The sequence below is a fragment of the uncultured Lacinutrix sp. genome (assembly GCF_947500325.1).
In the GTDB taxonomy this organism is placed as follows: Bacteria; Bacteroidota; Bacteroidia; order Flavobacteriales; family Flavobacteriaceae; genus Lacinutrix.
Genome location: NZ_CANMRQ010000061.1, coordinates 1 through 1,274, shown reverse-complemented (window position 1 = coordinate 1,274; position 1,274 = coordinate 1). Strand labels below are relative to the sequence as shown.

Below are 1,274 nucleotides of genomic sequence, written 5' to 3'. Positions count from 1 at the left end.
GATCAAATATGTTTTGGTTCAGATGATGGAACTGCTGTTTTTACTATGACAGATGTAAGTAGTGTTGGTAACTTTACTTATACATTAACACCTGCTGGTGGTACAGTGTCACAAACCGGTGATGTAGTTACTTTCAATAATTTACCTACAGGTACTTATACTTTTGATGTTACAGATACTACAACAGGTTGTACTAACTCTGCAAGTGTTACTATAGATCCAGTTACAGAAATTACTTTTACAGTAAATACAAGTAATATTAATTGTAATAGTACTATATCTACAATTAGTTTTCCAACATTATCTGGAGGAACAGGTGGTTATACTTATGCCTATGTTACTACTGGTGCTCCTGCTCCTACTGCTGGTGATTATAGTACATCGACTTCTGTAGACACTGCTGTTTTAGGACTAATTATAGATGTATATGTTATGGATAGTAATGGCTGTGTTGTTATGAATACAGTGACTATTATAAGTGATGTATTACCTACAGTGACTGCTAGTGTAGATAACCAATGTACAGGTACTGGAAACGACTTTACTATTACTGCCACAGGCACAGGTTTACCTACCTTAACTTATAGTATTGATGGTACAAACTTCCAAAACAGTAATACTTTTACTGTTATTCCTGGTACATATACTATTACTATAAGAGACACAAATGGTTGTGAAGCAACAGATACGGTTACTGTCTATCCTCAATTAACATTATCTGCTGTGCTTGATAAAGACATTACTTGTTCTTTACCTCAAGAAGCACAGGTAACATTAACTGCTAATGGCGGTAATGTTCCTGCTTATACTTATGAGTATTCAACAGATGGTGGGGCAACCTATACTAACATCCCAACAAATATATTTACAACAACAACACCTGGAAGTTATATTTTTATGGTAACAGATGCTAATAGCTGTACTGCTGTTACAACTACTGCTATAGATATTACGCCTGCTGTTGATCCAGATATTACAGTAGCGCAAACAGGTTTTATTAATTGTAATGGAGAAGAAACAGCTTCCATTTCTATAACACCAGATACAACACTTGGATTAGCACCATATGTTTTTGATGTGGTTAATACTACAACAGGAACACCTTATGGCACACAGACTTCTGGCCTTCCAGCTGGAGATTATACTGTAACTGTAACCGATGCTAATGGTTGTACTGAAGTAGAAAATATTACAATTTCTCAACCAGATCCTATTGTTGTTAATTATTCTACAGTACCTATTACTTGTACTGCTGGAGGTGTATCTCAAGGATC

General features: G+C 35.5%; 1 pseudogene. It reads left to right on the top strand.

From position 1 onward, the window contains the following. Window positions 1-1,274, top strand: a pseudogene (locus tag Q0997_RS20150) (hypothetical protein); the annotation flags it as partial.